Annotated in this window: 19 protein-coding genes and 1 pseudogene; 10 read left to right on the top strand and 10 right to left on the bottom strand. The window is 69.1% G+C overall.

Features of this window, described 5'->3' with window-relative positions:
* Positions 1 to 9: 9 nt before the first annotated feature.
* Together ACFVKT_RS07550 and ACFVKT_RS07545 are read right to left on the bottom strand one after the other, a co-directional pair.
* Complete coding sequence (locus tag ACFVKT_RS07550) at positions 10 to 1,503, bottom strand: cation:dicarboxylate symporter family transporter (RefSeq protein ID WP_385728615.1); 1,494 nt, start codon at positions 1,501 to 1,503, stop codon at positions 10 to 12.
* 151 nt (positions 1,504 to 1,654) lie between these two features.
* Positions 1,655 to 3,271, bottom strand: coding sequence for a peptide-N4-asparagine amidase (locus ACFVKT_RS07545; RefSeq protein ID WP_385728613.1), 1,617 nt, complete (start codon positions 3,269 to 3,271; stop codon positions 1,655 to 1,657).
* Positions 3,272 to 3,564: 293 nt separating this feature from the next.
* Here ACFVKT_RS07545 and ACFVKT_RS07540 point away from each other — a divergent pair, with 293 nt between their 5' ends.
* From ACFVKT_RS07540 to ACFVKT_RS07525, 4 genes are all read left to right on the top strand, one after another.
* On the top strand, positions 3,565 to 5,409 hold the full coding sequence (locus ACFVKT_RS07540; RefSeq protein ID WP_385728611.1) for an ABC transporter transmembrane domain-containing protein: 1,845 nt from the start codon (positions 3,565 to 3,567) through the stop codon (positions 5,407 to 5,409).
* A complete protein-coding gene (locus ACFVKT_RS07535) occupies positions 5,406 to 7,187 on the top strand; it encodes an ABC transporter ATP-binding protein (RefSeq protein ID WP_385728609.1) in 1,782 nt (593 codons plus the stop codon). The genes ACFVKT_RS07540 and ACFVKT_RS07535 overlap by 4 nt, the downstream gene beginning before the upstream one ends.
* 234 nt (positions 7,188 to 7,421) lie before the next feature.
* Positions 7,422 to 7,892 (top strand): DUF5709 domain-containing protein, encoded by a 471-nt coding sequence (locus ACFVKT_RS07530; protein WP_385728607.1) that lies wholly within the window; start codon positions 7,422 to 7,424, stop codon positions 7,890 to 7,892.
* A gap of 36 nt (positions 7,893 to 7,928) precedes the next feature.
* Positions 7,929 to 8,195, top strand: a complete 267-nt coding sequence (locus ACFVKT_RS07525) for a type B 50S ribosomal protein L31 (protein ID WP_385728605.1) — start codon at positions 7,929 to 7,931, stop codon at positions 8,193 to 8,195.
* A gap of 45 nt (positions 8,196 to 8,240) precedes the next feature.
* Here ACFVKT_RS07525 and ACFVKT_RS07520 read toward each other — a convergent pair whose 3' ends face one another.
* Entirely contained in the window at positions 8,241 to 8,687 is a 447-nt protein-coding gene (locus tag ACFVKT_RS07520; protein ID WP_385728603.1) for a hypothetical protein, read from the bottom strand.
* Between the two features lie 264 nt (positions 8,688 to 8,951).
* Between ACFVKT_RS07520 and ACFVKT_RS07515 the strand changes: the two genes are divergently transcribed.
* Both ACFVKT_RS07515 and ACFVKT_RS07510 read left to right on the top strand, forming a co-directional pair.
* Positions 8,952 to 9,800: a site-specific integrase gene (locus ACFVKT_RS07515; RefSeq protein WP_385728601.1), complete on the top strand. Its 849-nt coding sequence runs from the start codon at positions 8,952 to 8,954 to the stop codon at positions 9,798 to 9,800.
* 110 nt (positions 9,801 to 9,910) lie between these two features.
* Positions 9,911 to 10,522 (top strand): hypothetical protein, encoded by a 612-nt coding sequence (locus tag ACFVKT_RS07510; protein WP_385728600.1) that lies wholly within the window; start codon positions 9,911 to 9,913, stop codon positions 10,520 to 10,522.
* A 70-nt stretch (positions 10,523 to 10,592) separates the two neighbouring features.
* Here ACFVKT_RS07510 and ACFVKT_RS07505 read toward each other — a convergent pair whose 3' ends face one another.
* Entirely contained in the window at positions 10,593 to 10,787 is a 195-nt protein-coding gene (locus tag ACFVKT_RS07505; RefSeq protein WP_385728599.1) for a DUF397 domain-containing protein, read from the bottom strand.
* A pseudogene (locus tag ACFVKT_RS07500) lies at positions 10,784 to 11,095 on the bottom strand (Scr1 family TA system antitoxin-like transcriptional regulator); the annotation flags it as partial. The gene ACFVKT_RS07505 and the pseudogene ACFVKT_RS07500, both read right to left, overlap by 4 nt.
* A 10-nt stretch (positions 11,096 to 11,105) precedes the next feature.
* Here ACFVKT_RS07500 and ACFVKT_RS07495 point away from each other — a divergent pair.
* A complete protein-coding gene (locus ACFVKT_RS07495; RefSeq protein ID WP_385729974.1) occupies positions 11,106 to 11,540 on the top strand; it encodes a VapC toxin family PIN domain ribonuclease in 435 nt (144 codons plus the stop codon).
* Between the two features lie 106 nt (positions 11,541 to 11,646).
* Here ACFVKT_RS07495 and ACFVKT_RS07490 read toward each other — a convergent pair whose 3' ends face one another.
* Positions 11,647 to 12,441: a metal-dependent hydrolase gene (locus tag ACFVKT_RS07490; RefSeq protein WP_385728597.1), complete on the bottom strand. Its 795-nt coding sequence runs from the start codon at positions 12,439 to 12,441 to the stop codon at positions 11,647 to 11,649.
* A 145-nt stretch (positions 12,442 to 12,586) separates the two neighbouring features.
* On the opposite strand from ACFVKT_RS07490, the gene ACFVKT_RS07485 reads away from it, so the two are divergent.
* Positions 12,587 to 15,115 carry a DEAD/DEAH box helicase gene (locus ACFVKT_RS07485; protein ID WP_385728596.1) on the top strand — a complete coding sequence of 843 codons (2,529 nt, stop codon included), beginning with the start codon at positions 12,587 to 12,589 and terminating at the stop codon, positions 15,113 to 15,115.
* A 19-nt stretch (positions 15,116 to 15,134) separates the two neighbouring features.
* Positions 15,135 to 16,001 (top strand): acyl-CoA thioesterase, encoded by an 867-nt coding sequence (locus tag ACFVKT_RS07480; protein ID WP_385728595.1) that lies wholly within the window; start codon positions 15,135 to 15,137, stop codon positions 15,999 to 16,001.
* Positions 16,002 to 16,017: 16 nt separating this feature from the next.
* On the opposite strand, the gene ACFVKT_RS07475 is transcribed toward ACFVKT_RS07480, so the two are convergent.
* On the bottom strand, positions 16,018 to 17,079 hold the full coding sequence (locus tag ACFVKT_RS07475) for a DUF6397 family protein (protein ID WP_385728593.1): 1,062 nt from the start codon (positions 17,077 to 17,079) through the stop codon (positions 16,018 to 16,020).
* Positions 17,080 to 17,207: 128 nt separating this feature from the next.
* Positions 17,208 to 17,618 (bottom strand): roadblock/LC7 domain-containing protein, encoded by a 411-nt coding sequence (locus tag ACFVKT_RS07470; RefSeq protein ID WP_385728591.1) that lies wholly within the window; start codon positions 17,616 to 17,618, stop codon positions 17,208 to 17,210.
* A gap of 94 nt (positions 17,619 to 17,712) precedes the next feature.
* Here ACFVKT_RS07470 and ACFVKT_RS07465 point away from each other — a divergent pair, with 94 nt between their 5' ends.
* Positions 17,713 to 18,141, top strand: coding sequence for a PPOX class F420-dependent oxidoreductase (locus ACFVKT_RS07465; protein ID WP_385728589.1), 429 nt, complete (start codon positions 17,713 to 17,715; stop codon positions 18,139 to 18,141).
* Between the two features lie 56 nt (positions 18,142 to 18,197).
* Here the strand turns inward: ACFVKT_RS07465 and ACFVKT_RS07460 are convergent, their stop codons facing one another.
* On the bottom strand, positions 18,198 to 18,803 hold the full coding sequence (locus tag ACFVKT_RS07460; protein WP_385728587.1) for an ATP/GTP-binding protein: 606 nt from the start codon (positions 18,801 to 18,803) through the stop codon (positions 18,198 to 18,200).
* Between the two features lie 264 nt (positions 18,804 to 19,067).
* Positions 19,068 to 19,481 carry a DUF742 domain-containing protein gene (locus ACFVKT_RS07455; RefSeq protein WP_385729895.1) on the bottom strand — a complete coding sequence of 138 codons (414 nt, stop codon included), beginning with the start codon at positions 19,479 to 19,481 and terminating at the stop codon, positions 19,068 to 19,070.
* Positions 19,482 to 19,498 lie beyond the last annotated feature (17 nt).

Here is a 19,498-nt window from a genome sequence, read left to right as displayed (position 1 = left end):
CTGTTTCGGTCAACTGACCTCGGCTGCGGGCTCCTTGGCCGTCGGAGCGGGTGCGTCTGCCTCCGCCGCCTGTTCAGGTACGTCGACCCCGCCGGCCTGTGCCGGTACATCGACCCTGGCGGCCTGTGCCGGTACGTCGATCTCGGCCAACTGAGGCTCCTGTACCGGCGTCGCCGGGTTCTCCGGGTCCTCCGCCTCGCCTTCCTCCCCGAACACGATCTCCCCGTCCAGCACCTTCCTCGCCCGGTCCGCGTCCAGCGCGCCCTCCCAGCGGGACACGGCGAATACCGCGACGCAGTTGCCGAGCAGGTTCGTCACGACGCGCATCGAGTCCATGATGCGGTCGACACCCAGGAGCAGGGCGACGGCGCCGGCCGGGATGGCCCCAAGGGAGGACGCTGTCGCGGACAGCGCGAGGAAGGCCGAACCGGGAATGCCCGCCATGCCCTTGCTGGTCAGCATGAGCACGAGGATCACGGTGATCTGCTGGCCCAGGCTCAGGTCCACGCCCACGGCCTGCGCGATGAACAGCGTGCCGATGGACAGGTAGAGCGAGGCGCCGTCGAGGTTGAAGGAGTAGCCCGTCGGCAGCACCAGACCCACGGCGTCGTCACGGGCGCCGGCCCGGCGCAGCTTCTGCATCACCCGCGGCATGACCGACTCGGTGGAGGCGGTGCCGAGCGCGAGGAGGAGCTCCTCACGGATGTACCGGACAAACTTCCAGAGGCTGAGCCCGGTGACCGCCTTGAGCGCGACACCGAGCAGCGCGACGAAGAGTGCGGCGGCCGCGTAGCACAGGATGATCAGCTTGGCGTACGTCTCGATCACGCCGAGCCCGTACTGGCCGATGAGGACGGCCATCGCGCCGAACACCGCGATCGGGGCGAGCCGCATGATGAAGCCGACGACCGCGAAGATGATCTCCTGGGCCTGCTCGATGGCGGGCAGTACCTGCGGCACCCTGGTGTGCCCCAGGTGCAGCAGCGCGGCGCCCACCAGGCAGGCCAGGATGAGGACTTGGAGGAGTTCGTTCTCCGCGAAGGCGCCGATGAAACTGGTGGGAAGCGCGTTGAGGACGAAATCCGTCGTCGACGGCAGTGAACCGCCACCGGTCTTCGCGTCGACCGCCGAGGTGTCGAGCGTGGACGGGTCGACATTCATGCCCGAGCCCGGCTGAACGACGTTGGCGGCGACGAGACCGATGACCAGGGCGGCCGTGCTCGCGACCTCGAACCAGATCAGCGCCTTGAGACCGATCCGGCCGAACGCCTTGAGATCACCGGCCTTCGCGATGCCGACGACGACCACGCAGAACACCAGCGGCGAGATGATCGTCTTGATGAGCCGGGTGAAACCGTCGCCGAGCGGCTGGAGTTCCGCGGCCGTCCCCGGCCACAGCTTTCCGACGATGATTCCGAGCACCAGCGCGCAGGCGACCTGCGCGAACAGTGAGGTACGCAGTATGTGTGCGACGCGTCGCGGGGACGGTACAGACGGCGGCACGGGCACTCCTCCGAGCAGACTTCTGGTATGCGGAAAGGTGCTTCCGCGGTGATCACTATTGAGGAGTGATTGATTCCACCGGAGACCTCCGTGTCACGTCCAGGTAAATCATGGACGTGCCACGGAGGCCTCCCCGGGGACCGCTGCCGCCTCAGCAGCCGCTGCGGTCCTCGGTCAGTACGCCCTGCACGGTGGCCAGGGCACGGTCGTGGCACCCGGCCGAGCCGTACAGCCGGTAGCGCTCACTCGTCGAACCGACCGCGTGGCGCTGGTCGCGCGGCACGTTCGCCGTATACGTCGTGTCGCCCGCGTAGGTGTCGTCGAGCCGTGACCACGAGGTGCGCCGCCCGCCGCGCTTCTCGTCGACCGCCGCCCGGTCGCCGAGCGTCAGGACGGTGCGCAGCCGGTCGTCCGCGCCCAGCGTGGTGGTTCCGTCCATCGTGTACGTCCGCTGCGTGCGGGTCACGGTGGCCGGCCCCCGACCGTCGACGGTGACCATCTCGTCGTCGGTCCAGGTGGCCGTGAGCCCGTCCGTGTTCTCACCATCGGTCCAGCGGTGCACGGAGGTGTTCGCCAGCTTGCGGCTCACCGTGGTCTTCACCCGGCCGTGCGAGGTGTCCACGTACCCGGCCACCGTCAGCCGGTGGCTGCCTTCGGTGTCCAGCCGGTGTTCCGAACCGGGTGTGTACGTCGAGGAGTTGGCGAGGGTGCCCGCCTTGACCTCCGTCAGCGCACCGCTCACGTGCTCCTTCTTCGCGTCCTGCCAGACAAGCACGTTGACCGGGGCGCTCCAGCCGGTCTGCCCCTCGGGGACACCCACGACGGAGACGTCGATCCGGTGCGGGCGGCCGTCGTTGAGGAGTCCCGCGAACGGCGTCAGGTCGTACTCGATGGGCTTGATGTCAAAAGCGCGCGGCCCCGGAATCACGTACCAGAGGAAGGGGTTGGACCAGCCGCCCGTCCACACGGTCGGGAACGGCTCTGCGATACCGGCGAGTTGGCCGTCGACCTTGATCTGCACTTCCCGGTAGGGGCCGTTGTCGGCCTCGCAGGAGTACGGCGCGGATGCGGGCACCGTCAGATACCAGTACTCCTCGCAGCCGCCGCCTGACCCGGTCGCGTACACCTCGGCGACGATGCGCTCGCTGTTGCGCGGCGTGGTGAGGGCGCCGTCCTGGAGGGTGAGGACGCGGTCGGGCGTCGCGGCTGCGCTCTGCTTGGCGGTGCCCTCGGCGGCGTAGAAGGTCAGCGTGACCTTGACGTCGATGATGCCGGTGTATGTGCCGTCGACGACGTTGCCGATAAGCATCTCGACGGGCTGTGCCGCGCGCAGGGTGTCGCTGTACCGCGTGACGTCCTTCTCGACCGACCACTCGATGCCGTCGGGCGAGGGCTGGGGAGTCGACGTACGGAAGACCTCGACGCCGCCGATGTGCAGGTAGCCGAGACGGTCGTACTGCCGTCCCTTGACGTTGCCGTCGAGCCGCAGCACGACCTTGCTCCAGCGGTCACCGCAGTCGCCGGGCGGTGCGTAGCTGCCCTCGTACGGTGTGAAGTCCTTGAACTGCGCCTGGGCGACGGTGACTTCACATGACCGCGTGTCGGGCTTGCTGACGGGCGGGGCCGCGGTCAGCGGGTCGTGCCAGTCGGTGCCGAACTCGGCGGGCGGGTCGGCGGACTGGGCGGCGGACGCCGGGCTCGCTCCCAGGAGCGTGCTCGCCAGGAGGGTCACTCCGGAAAGCATGGACATGATGATCCGTCTTCTCATGGGCGGTGTTCTACGGGGAGTTGGCGCCTGCCGCAATGGCCCCTCCCTTCACACCCGCCTCGCCGGGACCCTCAGGTCCGTCTTGTCAGCCGTCACCACGGCAGTGCGACGCCGTTCCGGTGTACGGCAGAAGGCTGCGGCCGATTCCTTGCCCTGGGGCGGAAAATCGTTTGCTTTCGACCACGCTACGACGCGAACCTTTCACGGTTTGTTGCCGACAGTTGCCGAGCTCCGCGGTCGATCGACTGCGACTCCACGGTTCCTCCACCTCTGACACGAGCCACTGGGACGTCATGCAGATTCAAGACCTTCCGTACCCCGACCCCGGGGTGCCCGACGCGCGCTCGGGTCCCCGTTTCCTGTGGTGGCTCGGCCGGAACCAGCTCGGCGGGCAGTTCAAGGCCCTCGCCTGGGGACTGCTGCACTTCGTGTCGGTCTGCGCGCTGCCGTTCTGCGTGGGCCTCGCCGTCCAGGCCGTCGTCGACCGCTCGGGTACCCGGCTGGCCCTTACCGGCGGAGTGATGGTGCTGTGCGGCGTGGGCATCGCGCTGGGCGAGACCATGCTGCACCGCGCGGCGGTCACCAACTGGATCATGGCCGCCGCACGTGTCCAGCAACTGCTGGCCCGCAAGACCGCCCAGCTCGGCTCCGCGCTCACCCGCCGGGTCGCGGCCGGCGAGGTCGTCGCGGTCTCCACCGGTGACGTCGAGAAGATCGGCTGGTTCGTGGAGGCGGTCTCCCGGTTCACGGCGGCGGCACTCACCGTCGTGCTGGTCTGCGTCGGTCTGGTCGTCTACCAGCCGGCACTGGGCGTGCTAGTCGCCGTGGGCGTGCCCGTCCTGGCGCTCGCCGTGCTGCCGCTGCTCCCCCGCGCCACCCGGCGCGCCGACTTCCAGCGCGAGAAGGCCGGCCGTGCCACCGAGCTGGCCTCCGACACCGTCGCGGGCCTGCGGGTACTGCGCGGCATCGGCGGCGAGGAACTCTTCCTCGACCGCTACCGCCGCGCCTCCCAGGAAGTCCGCCACGCGGCCGTACGCAGTGCCCGGATGTGGTCGCTGATCTCGGCGATCCAGGTGCTGCTGCCCGGTCTGCTGCTGATCACCGTCATCTGGCACGGCGTGGGTCTGGCCCGCGACGGCCGGATCACGGTCGGCGAACTGGTCACCGTGTACAGCGCTGTCATGCTGCTCAGCTACCCGCTGCGGCACTTCGAGGAGATCGCCATGGCGTACTCCTTCTCACGCCCGTCCGCCAAGCGAGCCGCCCGGGTGCTGGCTCTCGAACGCGCCATGGACAGCGCCGGGTCACGATCGGCAGAGGTGCCTGCCGGGGATCTGTACGACCCCGCGACCGGGCTGCTCGCGCCCGCCGGGCGACTCACCGCGGTGGTGTGCGGCGACCCGGACGCGGCGGGACTGCTCGCCGAGCGGCTGGGCGGACATCCCGGGGTCGAGGGCACCTCGGCGCTCCTCGGCGGAGTACCGCTGGACGAACTGCCTCTCGACTCCGCCCGCACCGCCGTCCTCGTCCAGGACAAGGACCCGGTGCTGTTGTCCGGCTCGCTGCGCGAACTGCTCGACGTGCCCTCGTCGGGCGCGGTGAGCGCCGCCGACGCGCTGGCGGCCGCGCAGTGCGGTGACGTGCTGGACGCGCTCGGCGAGGGGTCGCTGGACGCGGAGGACCCGATGGACGCCCACGTCACCGAGCGTGGCCGCTCCCTGTCGGGCGGCCAGCGCCAGCGTCTCGCGCTGGCCCGGTCGCTGATCACCGACCCCGAGGTGCTCGTCCTCGACGAGCCGACCTCCGCCGTCGACTCGCACACCGAGGCACGGATCGCCGACGGTGTCCGCGCCCTGCGCACCGGCCGCACCACCGTGGTCTTCACCTCCTCGCCGCTGCTCCTGGACCACGCCGACCGGGTCGTGCTGGTGCACGAAGGCTCGGTCGCGGCGGTCGGCGTACACCGCGAGCTGCTGCACAGCGAGCCGCGGTACCGGGCCGTGGTGACCCGGGAGACCGACGAGGAGGCCCCGGCGGGCGGCGCACTGGCGGCCGTACTCAAAGCGGAAGCCGCGCTGGACGAGATCGACGCAGACGTACTCGAAGACGTACTGGAAGAAATCGAGGAGACCGCATGATCGGCCTGGCGCCACCGGCGTACGATCCGGCGGCCCCGACGACGGCGAACACGCTGCCCGTCGGCGCCCCCGCGACCGTACGCGCCTACGTGGCCGAACTGTTCCAACGGCACCGCCGGGCCTTCCTGCTGCTCGTCACCGTCAACACCGTGGCCGTCGTGGCCTCGATGGCCGGGCCCTACCTGCTGGGCTCGGTCGTCGAGGGGGTCTCGGACCAGGCGCGTGACCTCCATCTCGAGCGCACGATCGCGCTGTTCGTTCTCGCCCTTGTCGTACAGACCGTGTTCGTACGCCAGGTGCGGCTGCGCGGCGCCATGCTCGGCGAGCGGATGCTGGCCGACCTGCGCGAGGACTTCCTCGTACGGTCGGTGGGGCTGCCGCCCGGCGTGCTGGAGCGGGCCGGAACGGGCGACCTGCTGTCCCGCATCACCACGGACATCGACCGGCTCGCCAACGCGATGCGCGAGGCCGTGCCCCAGCTCGCCATCGGCGTGGTGTGGGCTGCGCTGCTGCTGGGCGGACTCGCGGTGACTGCGCCGCCGCTCGCCCCCGCCGTGCTGATCGCCGTACCGCTCCTGGTGGTCGGCTGCCGCTGGTACTTCAAGCGCGCGCCCTCCGCCTACCGCTCGGAGGCCGCCGGCTACGCCGCCGTGGCCGGAGTCCTCGCCGAAACCGTGGACGCCGGGCGCACCATCGAGGCCCACCGGCTGGGCAAGCGCCGCATCGACCTGTCGGACCGCCGGGTCAAGGAGTGGACCTCCTGGGAGCGCTACACGCTCTTCCTGCGCTCGGTGCTCTTCCCCATCGTCAACATCACCCACGTCACCGTCCTCTGCTCGGTCCTGATGATCGGCGGGGTCTTCGTCCTCCAGGACTGGATCAGCGTGGGCCAGCTGACGACAGGCGCGCTCATCGCGCAGATGCTCGTCGACCCGGTGGGACTGATCCTGCGCTGGTACGACGAGCTGCAGGTCGCCCAGGTCTCGCTGGCCCGTCTGGTCGGTGTCCGGGACATCGAGCCCGCCGCGGGCGATCCCGGGGTGGCTCCGGACGGGCGTGACGTGCACGCGGACCAGGTGCACTTCAGCTACCGCGCAGGCGTGGACGTCCTGCGGAACGTCTCCCTGGCGGTCGCACCCGGCACCCGGCTCGCCCTGGTGGGCCCGTCCGGCGCGGGCAAGTCCACACTGGGCCGGCTGCTCGCCGGGATCTACGCACCCCGGGACGGCCGGATCACTCTTGGCGGCGCTGAGCTGTCGCGGATGCCCGCCGAGGAGGTGCGCTCCCACGTGGCCCTGGTCAACCAGGAGCACCACGTCTTCGTGGGCTCCCTGCGCGACAACCTGCTGCTCGCCCGGACGGGCGCCGTCGACGCCGAGCTGTGGGCGGCACTCGGCGCGGTCGACGCGGACGGCTGGGCCCAGGCCCTGGACGACGGCCTGGACACCGAGGTCGGCTCGGGCGGGCTGGCCCTGACTCCGGCCCAGGCCCAGCAGATCGCGCTGGCCCGGCTGGTGCTCGCCGATCCGCACACGCTGGTCCTGGACGAGGCGACCTCGCTCCTGGACCCGCGCGCGGCCCGTCACCTGGAACGCTCCCTGGCCCGCGTCCTCGACGGCCGCACCGTGGTCGCCATCGCCCACCGGCTGCACACCGCTCACGACGCGGACATCATCGCCGTCGTCGAGAACGGCCGCATCAGCGAACTCGGCGGCCACGACCAGTTGGTCGCCGCCGACGGTGCGTACGCGGCGCTGTGGCGGTCCTGGCACGGGTGAGCGAGCGGGCCGGGCCGGGCCGTGTGCGCCCTTGGACGCCCATGGGCGCACATGGTCGGACCGTGTGGCGTTGCGCGGTGCCGAAAGGGGGTGGAAGGCTGGACGTGGACACCGGCCCGGGGAATCCCCGGAAACCACCCGGTTCGCACCGGACGGCGCCTGTGTCCAGCGGCCCGCGCGCCCGCCGTCGAGCGCGGCGCTACCGGGCCCGGCCCGCATCACCTGGAGGTAGCCGTGGACAGCTCCGACGGATGGGGAGACGACGTCTACCAGCCCGACGGATCCGAGGTGCAGGACGACGCGGGGCTGCTCGACGCCGAGGACACCCTTGACGCGGACGGCGTCGGTGACCCCCTCGACCGGGGCTGGTCCCCGCCGGAGCGGCCATGGGCCGTGGAGCACTCCGGGGTGACCGCCGCGGAACGCCACCAGGGCGAGACCCTGGACGAGCGTCTCGCGGAAGAAGTCCCCGACATCGCCGCACCCAGCGGTGACGGCATCGGCGACTGGGAGAGCAGCGACGGCGAACCTCTGGACAATGAGGTGGGCACGCTCCGCTCCGGGCGTCTCGTGGCTCCCGACGAAGGAGCCCACGAGGACGAGGAGAGCGAGCTCTTCGCCACGGACGTAGGGATCGACGGCGCCGCGGCCTCCGCCGAGGAAGCCGCGATGCACATCGTCGACGAGGACTCGCCGTACGGCTGACCGGGCCCCACCACTCCCCCGCAAGGAGCATCCACCATGCAGCAGGACAAGCAGCCCGACTACCACCCCGTCGTCTTCCGCGACCGCTCCGCCGGCTACGCCTTCCTCACCCGCTCCACCGCGACGAGCGACAGGACCATCGACTGGGACGACGGCGAGACCTACCCCGTCGTGGACGTCGAGATCTCCTCGGAGAGCCATCCGTTCTACACCGGGAAGGCGCGGACAGTGGACTCGGAGGGGCGAATCGCTCAGTTCGAGCGGCGGTACGGGGGCGCCGGGAAGCAGGCCGGCGGGGAGTGACGGCCTGCCGCGGTCCCTTGTCCCGCACCCGCTGACGCCGACCCCCTACTCCGCGCCTGCGTCGTCGCTCACCGCGTCGAGCAGACGCGTCAGGTCGTCACGGCCGTAGCCCAGCAGCGCGGCACGGTGAGCGGCCATCAGCAGCAGATGCGCCACGATCTCCGCCGCATATCCGTCCTTGTCGACGTCCAACCATTCGCCGGGCTTCTCGATACCGAGGCTGTTCATCGCCAGGCCATGCTCGCGACGGATCTCGGCGACGGTGTCCGTCACGGCGTCGAGGAGTGTCGCGCCGGGCCGTTCGCACTCCAGGGCGAAGGAGCCCCAGTCGGCGGGTACGCACCCACTGGGCGGATTCTCCCGCAGGCTCGCATAGCGCGCGTCAGTGAATCCAGCGTCGTCCAGTGCCTCATGCGCCAGCCCGAACCGATGGAAGCCAGGTGGTACGGGAGGCGGCGGAGGCGCGTAATCCCAGCCGGCGTCCTCGTACACGCCGCTTGACCTCCTCCGCGTCGGCGTCCGTCACGGAGAAGCCCGTTTCTTCGTTGCGTCCGGTCGTCGCGTCGTCGTTCCGGCGGAAGGACAGGCCCATGCACACCCCCATCGTCAGCTGCAAGCGGCGGTGACCGCGTGCGCGGTAACCCCGGCGGACCCTATGAGCCCCGGATCTTCGAGGCGGGCGGTCGAGGGGGTGCGTCATCCCATCGCGTGAATGCCTTCGGCATAGTCACTACGCATGAGGCGTACCCATATCCAATGCGGCTATGTCCTGCACATCGCGCACGCGAGCACCGCCCCAGTGGGATGATGGAAAGGGAGGTGCGGATGGCGGGGTGGGAACCTCGGGAGTTGCTCCAGGAGTGGTTGGAGGCAAGCACCTATCCAGCGCGCGTTCGCGAGAACTACCGTCGTTCCGCCGCGCGTTGGCTTGCCCACTGCGCTGAAGAGGGCCTCGGGTGGGACAGAGTCGCCGCTCAGCACATCACCCTGTGGGCGCACGTGCCAGGAGCACCCCACAGGTCAACTGCGCAGCGCGTCTCGGCAGTTCGTTCCTTCTACGCCCACGCCGTACGCCAGAACGCGCTCCCGTACAACCCGGCCGCGCGCGGCCCCCGGCTGACCAGTGCCGCGCAGCTCACCCCGTCCCGTCTGGACCCCTGGCAGTCCGCGGTCCTGCTGGCCACCCTCGACGAGCGCCGCCGGACCGACTCACCCCAGCCCCGCCTGGACCGCGTCTGCGGCTATCTGCAGGTCGGCCTGGGCCTTCGGTCCGCCGAGATCCTGCGCATCACCCTCGACGACCTCACGACCGTCCATGACATCGGCGGCGACCCCGAGACCCTGCGCCTGTCCGATTCCGGCGGCCACCAGCGTCTCGTGCGGCTCCCAGCGGTGATCCGCAGCGTGGTCAAGGCCTACCTCCCGCACCGGATCCCGCCCCGCGACCCGGTCCATGGCGGCCCACTCCTCACCAGCCGGGCGGGGATCAAGATCCCGCATCACCATCCGATCGACCTGCTGCGCAGCGTGGCCGCGGCGAGCGGGCTGCTGCACGTGCCGGCGCCCGCGCCCCACCCGACGACGGCACGTGCCAGCCGGCACTGACAGGCCCGGCGTCCGCCGCAGCAGCGAGTGCACCAGCCACGCCATCCGAACCGACCGCACGCTCGCCGGTACCAGTCCACGGCCCACCTCGCCCTGACAGGAGTCACCACATGACCGACAACACACCCGACAGACCCGAGACCGCACCTGCGGCCCAGGCCCCGACCCTGGCAACCGCCACCCTGCCCTCATTCCCCACGGCACCGCCCAGCGTTCCTCCGGCCGGCACGGCAGGCCCCCAGGGTCACCCCCGCAGGCGCGCCCTCATAGCCATCGTCGCTGTCGCGGCCCTGCTCGTTGGCGGAGGAATCAGCTGGTGGGCCCTCGCTGATGGTGATGACGACGCGATGAGCCACGTCGAGGTTTCGGGCGGCAAGGTCACGGAGAGCGAGAACAGCCTTCTCGACGAGGGTGAGGAATGCGACGACACCGACGAGTTCACCTACAACGACTGCGACACCAGCACGGCCTACGAGTTCGTGTACAAGATCACTAACAAGGGCGACGAACCCGCCAACTACGCCGTGATCGTCAACGGCTTCGACGAGGACGGCGACTTCGTCGGCCAGTCGTTCGTCAGCGCGACCCACCTCGGCGCCGGCAAGACCGATGCCGACACCGGAGAGTTCAGCGAGTACGCCGAGTTCGAAGGCGCCCACAGCCCGTCCGACATCGCTTCAGTCAAGGTCGCCCACGTCGAGCGAGTCGCTCTGGCCAACTGATCCACCCGGCAGGCCGATGCGTCCCGGCGGCGTACGCCACAGCGTCACCGCCGGGAGAGGCCGGTCAGCCTCAGGCCCCCGAATCGGAGCCCACGAACCCCACGAACCGCGACCATCCCTCACACCCGACCCCGAAGTGAGGGCGTGCCACATCCTTGGAGTCCCGTACACAGACGGCCTGTTCGGCGACGGCGACCTCAATGCAACGGTCGCCCTGGGTGCCGCTGTAGCTGGACTTGAACCAGGCGAGTTCCGTCGTGCTCATAGTTCTCCTCGCATTCGCTCCAACAGGCCCCGCGAGTCTTGGGGGTTCAGGGCCTGCGAGCGCTGTGTGTCATGGCACTGATAGAGGAGGCTCACCTCTTTTGCGTCGCTGATCAGACGGCCGTTCTGCTGCCCTTCCGAGTACGCGAGCCGCCGACGCTCTGGCGTCTCCAGAAGCTGCACAGGGCCGTCCGGGCACGCGTGGAACTCGGCGTCCAGCGGCATGATCTGAAGCGTCACGTTGCGCGGAGCCGTGAGTTCCAGCACGTGGTCGAGCAAGTCGCGCGTCACCTCGGTTCCGCCCAGCCGCCACCAGAAGATGACCGAGAAACATGCGGAGTGCCGCAAGGCGGTGGCCGCAGCGGCCCATCTTGTGGTCACGCCACTGGTCCTGGCGGAACGCGACTATCTGCTGACCACGCGGATCGGCCCCGAGGCCGCTCACTGGGCCGTGGCTCACATCCGCGACCACGTCGCCGTACGGCGTTACGCGGTGCCCGAGATCGAGCCGTACCTCTCGACCGCACTGGTGACGATGCGACGACATCCGCAGTTCGGCTTCACGGACACGATGAACGTCGTCATGGCGTCCGAGTACCACACGGACTCGATCCCGACCCTGGATCGCTGCCACTTCCGGATGGCGCGATCCCCCACGAAGCGTGCCCTCACGGTCCGACCACATCGCGAAACAGCCTCAACCACGGACACGCGCGGCGGAGCCCAAAGGTGGCTGGAGGTCCGGCACAGCTGACAGCGACGCTCCCGCCCCTGGGAGTGAGCGCAAATCACATGGCATCAGTGAGCGCCGCCAATTATCCGGAGGTCCCGGCCGAGGTCACTCCCCCGACGGCTCCGGCTCAGAAGACCCCGAGCGCCGCCGCACACCCCACCCCGCCCAGCAGTATGAACACCGGCATCAGCACCTTGAGCTCCACCCAGCTGCCGGCCCGGAAGCGCAGCATCTTGGGCGGGCCGATCGGGTACCAGCGCTTGCGGCCGACCGGGATCGGCCACAGGATCGGGCAGCCCGAGACCGTCAGCGCGTCCCCGATGTCGTGGACCAGGGCGCCCAGGACGACCGGCAGCCCGAGCCACAGGTACTCCTGGCCCGGCGCCGTGAACAGCCAGTCCGCGCCGTTGCCCGGCTTGTCCAGCGTTCCCGCGAGGATCCAGGCGCTGGTCGCGGCCAGCAGCCAGACCAGGACGTCGGCGCTGGAACCGCGGGTCGCCCGCCAGAGCAGGCCCTCGATGGCGAGCACCAGGTGCACGAACAGGATGGCCAGGACCGCCCAGCGGCCCCCCGTGATCGCGGCGGCCGAAGAGCCCACGCCGAGGAACACCGCCCACAGCCAGGTGTGCGTCAGCGTTCGATGACCGCCGGAGCGGCGCGGGTCGCCCGGCTTGCGTGTCCCCTTGTAGACGGCGTACGAGAGTTTGTCGACGACCTCGCACAGCCATTTGGACAGGGGCCCGAAGGCGCGCGAGATGGTGGCCGCCTTGTGGTCCAGGTCGGGGGCGAGCGCGGCACCCGCGCAGATCAGCGCGCCGACCAGAAGGACCGGCCAGGGCATGGCATGTCCGGCGGCGGCCACAGCCGCTCCGACGCCGAGCCAGGCCGCGGCTCCCGACAGTGAGTGTGCTGGTCCCATCATGGCCGTTCCCCGCCCCATTCCTCTTGTGCCGCTGTCCAGTTGCCCGCGTGCGCTGACACTTCGTCGGCGGCACAGCGTAGCGTTCACGATCTTCGGACCGGCATCCGATTCCCCCATCGAGTGGGTTCACAGGCAAGATGGGTGCGTGACCCTTATCGATCAGCTGCCGCAGACCGCAGACCCCGACGCCCTCTACGAAGCCTTCGAGTCGTGGGTCGCGGAACGCGGTCTCACCCTCTATCCCCACCAGGAGGAGGCGCTGATCGAGGTGGTTTCCGGTGCGAACGTGATCGTCTCGACGCCCACCGGCTCGGGCAAGAGCATGATCGCCGCGGGCGCGCACTTCGCTGCCCTCGCCCGTGACGAGGTCACCGTCTACACGGCGCCGATCAAGGCGCTCGTCTCGGAGAAGTTCTTCGAGCTGTGCAAGATGTTCGGCACCGAGAACGTCGGCATGCTGACCGGCGACGCCTCCGTGAACGCCGACGCCCCCATCATCTGCTGCACCGCCGAGGTGCTGGCTTCCATCGCGCTGCGCGACGGCAAGGACGCCGACGTCGGCCAGGTCGTGATGGACGAGTTCCACTTCTACGCCGAGGGCGACCGCGGCTGGGCGTGGCAGATCCCGATCCTGGAACTGCCCCAGGCGCAGTTCATCCTGATGTCGGCGACGCTCGGCGACGTCTCGATGTTCGAGAAGGACCTCACCCGGCGCACCGGCCGTCCCACGTCGGTGGTCCGCTCGGCGACCCGGCCCGTGCCGCTGTCCTACGAATACGTGCTGACTCCGCTGACGGAGACCCTCACCGAGCTGCTGGCGACCAAGCAGGCTCCCGTCTATATCGTGCACTTCACCCAGGCCCAGGCCGTGGAGCGGGCGCAGGCGCTGATGAGCATCAACATGTGCACGCGTGAGGAGAAGGACAAGATCGCCGACCTGATCGGCAACTTCCGCTTCACCACCAAGTTCGGCCAGAACCTCTCCCGCTACGTACGCCACGGCATCGGCGTGCATCACGCGGGCATGCTGCCCAAGTACCGACGGCTCGTGGAGAAGCTGGCCCAGGCCGGTCTCCTGAAGGTCATCTGCGGTACGGACACCCTCGGTGTCGGCGTCAACGTCCCCATTCGCACCGTGCTGTTCACGGCGCTGACGAAGTACGACGGCACCCGGGTCCGGACCCTTCGTGCCCGCGAGTTCCACCAGATCGCCGGCCGCGCCGGGCGCGCGGGCTACGACACCGCGGGCTACGTCGTCGCTCAGGCGCCCGAGCACGTCATCGAGAACGAGAAGTCGCTCGCCAAGGCCGGCGATGACCCGAAGAAGCGCCGTAAGGTGGTGCGCAAGAAGGCTCCCGAGGGCTTCGTCGGCTGGACGGACACCACCTTCGAGAAGCTCATCTCCTCCGATCCCGAACCGCTGACCTCCAGGTTCCGGGTCACCCACACGATGCTCCTTTCGGTGATCGCCCGGCCCGGGAACGCCTTCGAGGCGATGCGGCATCTGCTGGAGGACAACCACGAGCCGCGCAGGCAGCAGCTGCGGCACATCCGGCGGGCGATCGCCATCTACCGCTCGCTCCTCGACGGCGGCGTCGTCGAGAAGCTCGACAAGCAGGCCGCCGAAGGTGAAGAAGGTGACGGCCGCATCGTGCGCCTCACCGTCGATCTGCAGCAGAACTTCGCGCTCAACCAGCCACTGTCGACCTTCGCGCTCGCCGCGTTCGAGCTCCTGGAGCCCGAATCCCCCTCGTACGCCCTGGACATGGTGTCCGTCGTCGAGTCCACGCTGGACGATCCGCGGCAGATCCTCGCGGCCCAGCAGAACAAGGCGCGCGGCGAGGCCGTGGGGGCGATGAAGGCGGACGGCGTCGAGTACGAGGAGCGCATGGAGCGGCTCCAGGACGTGACGTACCCCAAACCGCTGGAGGAGCTGCTCTTCCACGCCTACAACGTCTACCGCAAGAGCCACCCGTGGGTCGGTGACCATCCGCTGTCGCCGAAGTCCATCATCCGTGACATGTACGAACGGGCGATGACCTTCACGGAGTTCGTCTCCTTCTACGAACTCGCCCGCACCGAGGGCATCGTCCTGCGCTACCTCGCCAGTGCCTACAAGGCTCTTGAGCACACCGTCCCGGACGACCTCAAGTCCGACGACCTGGAGGACCTGATCGCCTGGCTGGGCGAGATGGTGCGTCAGGTCGACTCCAGCCTCCTGGACGAGTGGGAGCAGCTCGCCAACCCCGAGGTGATGACGGCCGAGGAGGCCCAGGAGAAGGCCGACGAGGTCAAGCCGGTCACCGCGAACGCCCGCGCCTTCCGCGTCCTCGTCCGCAACGCCCTGTTCCGGCGCGTCGAACTCGCCGCCCTCGACCATGTGAACGAGCTCGGCGAACTGGATGCCGACTCCGGCTGGGACGCGGATGCCTGGGGCGAGGCCATGGACAAGTACTGGGACGAGTACGAGGACCTCGGCACCGGCCCCGACGCCCGCGGTCCCAAGCTGCTGTCGATCGTGGAGGAGCCGCAGAACGGCCTGTGGCGCGTCCGTCAGACCTTCGCCGACCCGAATGGCGATCATGACTGGGGCATCAGCGCCGAGGTCGATCTTGCGGCCTCCAATACCGAGGGCCGCGCAGTCGTCCGGGTCACCGACGTCGGCCAGTTGTGAGCACAGGAGAATCCCACACATGACGAATCCAGCCGAGAGCCTTGTCGACCTGCTCGACCTTGAGCAGATCGAGGTCAACATCTTCCGTGGCCGCAGCCCGCAGGAATCTCTGCAGCGGGTGTTCGGCGGCCAGGTGGCCGGCCAGGCGTTGGTAGCCGCCGGGCGCACCACGGAACGCGACCGGCCGGTGCACTCACTGCACGCGTACTTCCTGCGTCCGGGAATCCCGGGCGTGCCGATCGTGTACCAGGTCGAACGGGTCCGGGACGGGCGGTCGTTCACCACCCGTCGCGTCACCGGTGTGCAGCAGGGCCGCACGATCTTCAATCTGACCGCCTCCTTTCACAAGCCTGAGGAAGGGAGCTTCGAGCACCAGCTGCCGCCGGCCCGCGAGGTCCCTGATCCGGAATCGCTGCCGACCTTGGCCCAGGAGATCAAGGAGCATCTGGGCACGCTCCCCGAAGCGTTGGAGCGCATGGCGCGGCGCCAGCCCTTCGACATCCGCTATGTGGACCGGCTCCGCTGGACCCCCGAGGAGATCAAGGACGCCGAGCCGCGCAGCGCGGTGTGGATGCGCGCTGTCGGGCCGCTGGGCGATGACCCGCTCGTGCACACCTGCGCGCTGACATACGCAAGCGACATGACCCTGCTGGACGCCGTCCGCATTCCGGTGGAACCCCTGTGGGGTCCGCGAGGATTCGACATGGCGTCGCTGGATCACGCCATGTGGTTCCACCGGCCGTTCCGCGCGGACGAGTGGTTCCTGTACGACCAGGAGTCGCCGATCGCGACGGGCGGGCGCGGGCTGGCCCGCGGACGCATCTACGATCTCCAGGGCCGCCTGCTCGTCTCGGTCGTCCAGGAGGGGCTCTTCAGGGCTCTGTAGGGAATTGCCCTGGCCATCAGGGGTTCTTGCGACGCAGCCAACCGAGCAGCTTCCGCGGCCGCTCCGGCTCGTCGGTTTTCCCGGCCACTTCGGCTTTCCTGGGCTCTTCGGGCTTGGGGTGGTCCGGCGTGACGAGCGGCCCCGGCCGGGAGGACATCGGCTGTGCGGCCATCGATGGTGAAGGAGCCGGCCGTGCGTCGGTCGGCTGCGAAGCCCTCGGCGCCGGGCGCGGAGCAGGCCGGAGATCGCGGGCTTCGGCGAGAAGCTGACCCAGGTCGGCCCGGAGCCAGCCGATCTCGTCGGGATCGCCGGCCGTCATGATCCTTGAGACGGTCTGCGCGGCGGGAGAGTCGGGTGTGCCGTGCGAGGCGCGTTCGGGCCGGAGGCGGTTCACATAGGCGCGCTCGTAAGGATCCTTGACGATCTCGGCCACGTCGACCGGGTCGAGCAGGGACGCCACGATCGCAGCCCGCACCCAGGGATCCTCGCTCTGCCGCAACAGGAATCCCAGGTGTCGCCCCCGCCAGTTGCGGGGACGGACGTCCAGCCCTTCGTCGAGCTGGTCGCGGAGTCCCTCGGGCGTACGGCCGCTCAGCAGCCTGGCATTGTTCTTGTCGGCCGCGAACTGCCGCAGTTCTTCGGCCAGATACAGCCACACGACCGCGCGGTAGCGGTTCAGGTAGAACCTCACCGGAACCACCAGTCCCAGCCGGGCGAGGCGCGTGAACCTGGCGGTCGTCACTTCCATGAGGGCGGCTGCCTCGGTCGTGCCCACGGTTTTGACGCGGTCCCGCAGGGACTCGGGATAGCCGTCCTCGGAGCGCACCCGGTCGATCTCGGTGCGCAGGACACGGCGTCCGCCTCCCCCTTCGTCGGGAACGGTCCGGACGCATCCGAGGTGTACGGCGAGGTCGAACTCACCACGCCTGAGATCGAGTTCGCGCGCGGCACGACTGAGCGTGAGGGACGGTCGGCGTGTCCCTGTGTCCGCCGGAGCCGAGGCAGGAGTGGCGGACACAGAGGTGCCGGCCGCGGACGTGGCGGTTGGTGTGATGGCCGTGATGGTGTTGCCGGACATGGCGGTTCTCCCCCGTCGTACGAGTTGCTCGCGCTGGCGTGCGCTTGCTTCGGGAAAAACCGTAGCCGGTTCGGCCGATCTCGCGTCGAGCCTGTGGATAACTCCGGCCGGGAGGACGTATACGCAGGTCAGAGGTCTTCGACAGGGGCATTCTCCGGATGTCGCTCGTCCACGCCGAGGTGCTCGCCGACACGGTTCACCAGCAGGGTCATCTCGTACGCGACCTGGCCGATGTCGGCCTCCGCCGCGGCGAGGACACACAGACAGCTGCCGGCACCCGCCGCGGTGACGAAGAGCACCGCGGAGTCGAACTCGATCATCGTCTGACGTACCTGGCCCGCACCGAAGTGGCGTCCGGAGCCCTTGGCGAGGCTGTGCAGTCCAGACGAGACGGCTGCGAGATGCTCGGCGTCCTCACGAAGCAGTGCCGTACTCGCGCCCCGCACCAGCCCGTCGTTGGAGAGCACCAACACGTGCCGTACGTGTGCGACGCGTGCTGTCAGGTCGTCCAGCAACCAGCCGAGCCCCGTCTGCGCCATGATCCGGTCCCCCCGTGGTGTCCCTCCGCCTGACCGGAGGATCTGGCCAGCCAGCCTTCACCACAGGCGCTGCCCCGGCAAGGAGGATGGACGCATGGCACAGAAGATGACCGATGAGCAATGGCGGGCGTTCGTCTCGCACGGAACCCGCACCGGCAAACTGTCGACCGTCCGAGCCGACGGTGGACCCCATGTGACACCGATCTGGTTTCTGCTGGACGGTGACGACCTGCTCTTCAACACCTCGAAGGAGAGCGTCAAGGGACGGAATCTGACCCGGGACGGGCGGGTCGCGTTGTGCGTGGACGACGACCGGCCGCCCTTCGCCTTCGTCGTCCTCGAAGGGCGGGCCGAGCTCTCTGAGGATCTCGGCGAACTACGGCACTGGGCCGCCCGGATCGGGGCCCGGTACATGGGCGAGGAGCGTGCCGCGGAGTTCGGGGAGCGCAACGGGGTTCCCGGTGAACTCCTCGTACGCGTAAGGATCACGAAGGTTCTGGCCTACGCCGCGGTCGCCGACTGAGAGTCGCGATCCGTCCGCGGCCGCGCCGAGAACCCCCGGAGCGGCCGCGACGTGTCTCAGCCGACGGAGTCGAGCAGCCGGGCGGTGTGCACCCGTCCGGCGTACTCGACAAGACGGATCAGCACTTCCTTTCCGGAGTCGCGGTCACGGGCGTCGCAGAGCACCACAGGCGTGCCCTGATCGAGATCGAGGGCACGGGACACGTCCTGAGCACCGTAGGAACGGGCACCCGTGAAGCAGTTGACGGCCACCACGAACGGGATGTGCCGGTGCTCGAAGTAGTCCACTGCGGGGAAGCAGTCCTCGAGCCGCCTGGTGTCCGCGAGGACGACGGCACCGAGGGCTCCCTGTGAGAGCTCGTCCCAGAGGAACCAGAACCGGTCCTGGCCGGGCGTTCCGAAGAGGTAGAGCGAGAGACCGGACCTGATGGTGATCCGGCCGAAGTCCATGGCGACGGTCGTCGTGACCTTCTGGTCCACGCCGTCGGTGTCGTCCACCGACTGTCCAGCCTCGCTCAGCAGTTCCTCGGTGCGCAGCGGCCTGATCTCGCTGACCGCGCCCACCAGGGTGGTCTTGCCCACGCCGAATCCGCCGGCGACAAGTATCTTCAACGCCAGGGCGGTCATTTCACCGTCCGAGGCATCGGAGTTCTCGGAGACCATCGATCACTTCTCTCGGGAGTGCCGGCAACGGTCGCGGTGGGTACGTCCGTTCGGGGTCCGGGTAGGTAACTCTGTGTGGGTGCGCGAAGTCAGCATCATGACAACCCCGGTCCCCCTTCGAGGGATTCGACCGCTATTTGTCCGTTGCGGACGCCTACCGTTCATCCGGTACCCGGATGTGCCAGCAAATGGGTGCAAGGCACGGCCTCTTGGTTCATCGACCACTCGCTTGTCGCCGACTTCGTTCGTCCTTACCTGGTTCATCTAGAGCGCCCTCAGTCCGTCGATCACCTCGCGGAGGATCCGCTCGTCGGGCAGTTGGGCGGGAGGTACGGGGCGGCTCACCGTGACGCAGCCCAGTTCCAGGAGATCGCCCAGAAGCACCCTGACCACGCCCACCGGCAGGTCGGCGTCGGCGGAGAGTTCGGCCACCGACTGTGTCTCGATGCGGCACAGCTCGATCAAGGCCCGGTGTTCCGGTCCCAGTGAGGTGTCGTCGTCGACGCCGGGTGCGCCCGCATCAAGTGTGACAAGGGCGATCAGGTCGAAGCGCACGCCCGTTGGGCCGGGTTTGGTGCGCCCGCCTGTCATCGCGTAGGGGCGGACGAGGGGGCCGGCCTCGTTGTCGTACCACTGGCTGCCCTCCTGCTGGAGGGCGCCCGACATGTCCTCGGTCATCTGCACCGACCGTCCTC

It is taken from the genome of Streptomyces sp. NPDC127595 (assembly GCF_042671685.1).
Lineage (GTDB): Bacteria > Actinomycetota > Actinomycetes > Streptomycetales > Streptomycetaceae > Streptomyces.
This window is presented reverse-complemented; position numbering and strand designations above follow the sequence as displayed.